1 protein-coding gene is annotated in these 1,339 nt (G+C 47.1%); it reads left to right on the top strand.

Annotation, left to right across the window (positions count from 1 at the left end; genetic code table 11):
- The first annotated feature begins 112 nt into the window (after positions 1–112).
- A complete protein-coding gene (locus J7380_RS20220; RefSeq protein WP_209059998.1) occupies positions 113–1,237 on the top strand; it encodes an RNA-guided endonuclease TnpB family protein in 1,125 nt (374 codons plus the stop codon).
- Positions 1,238–1,339 lie beyond the last annotated feature (102 nt).

A 1,339-nucleotide genomic window follows, 5' to 3' on the forward strand; every position in this document is an offset into this window, starting at 1 on the left:
TCCTTATCGAATGAGCGTAAAACCCCGTACTTCTAGTGCGGGGATGTAAGCTCCCAGCCCAACAGGGCTGGTAAAGATTGCAATTTACACAAAAATAGTTATTCTTGTAATTATGACTAAACGAGCTTACAAATACCGATTCTATCCAACGTCTGAGCAAGAAAAGCTACTTGCCCAAACTTTCGGCTGCGTACGTTTTGTCTACAACCATATCCTTCGCTGGCGTACCGACGAGTACTACAAGAACGGCAACAGTGTTAATTACAACGCAGCATCAAAGCAGCTTACCGAACTGAAAAAGAACCCTGAATATCAGTGGCTGAACGATGTTTCTTCAGTACCCATTCAGCAATCACTACGCCATCAACAAACCGCCTTCAAGAACTTTTGGGAAGGTAGGGCTAAGTACCCGACTTTCAAGAAGAGACACGCAAAACAGAGTGCAACTTTTGCTTCGTCTGCTTTCAAGTACAAAGATGGTCAGCTCTTCATTGCTAAAAGCAAAGAGGCTCTGAATATTCGCTGGAGTCGAGAACTGCCTTCCGAGCCCTCCAGTGTCACTATCAGCAAAGATCGTGCAGGTCGGTACTTTGTTTCCATGCTGTGCGAATTTGAAGCTAAACCAATGCCTATTAGTCACAAGACAGTGGGCATTGATTTAGGTTTGAATGATCTGTTCATCACTTCAGACGGTGAAAAATCCGGCAATCCAAGACACACCAAACGCTACGAGGAAAAGCTCGCCTACCTTCAGCGTCAGTTGTCAAAAAAGCAGAAAGGCAGTAGTAACAGAGCCAAAGCAAAGCTCAAGGTTGCACGTACTCATGCCAAGATCGCTGATTGCCGGATGGATGCTACCCACAAAGCATCCCGCAAACTCATTAACGAGAACCAAGTCGTAGTTTGTGAAGACCTTGCAGTGAAGAACATGATTAAGAATCCAAAACTGGCAAAACACATAGCCGACGCAAACTGGGGAGAATTTGTCCGACAGTTGCAGTACAAGGCAGAGTGGGCTGAAAGACAGGTCGTTCAGATCGACCGATTCTTTCCAAGCTCAAAGCGTTGCTCAGGTTGCGGGTTTGTCCATGAAAGTCTGCCGTTGTCTGTTCGTGAATGGGACTGCCCTGAGTGCAATACCCATCACGACAGAGATATTAATGCAGCCATTAATATTAAAACCGCCGGGCTGGCGGGGTTAGCCTGTGGAGCGACTGGAACGGGGGTGGCTGCGTAAGCAATCATCTAGGGAAGGCGTGTTGAAACAGGAATCTGGTTTGGTGACGAACCAGGAATCCCCGTCGTTCACGGCGGGGAGGATGTCAACCTGTTTAACAAG

Source organism: Ruegeria sp. R8_1, from assembly GCF_017743815.1.
Classification (GTDB): domain Bacteria; phylum Pseudomonadota; class Alphaproteobacteria; order Rhodobacterales; family Rhodobacteraceae; genus Ruegeria; species Ruegeria lacuscaerulensis_A.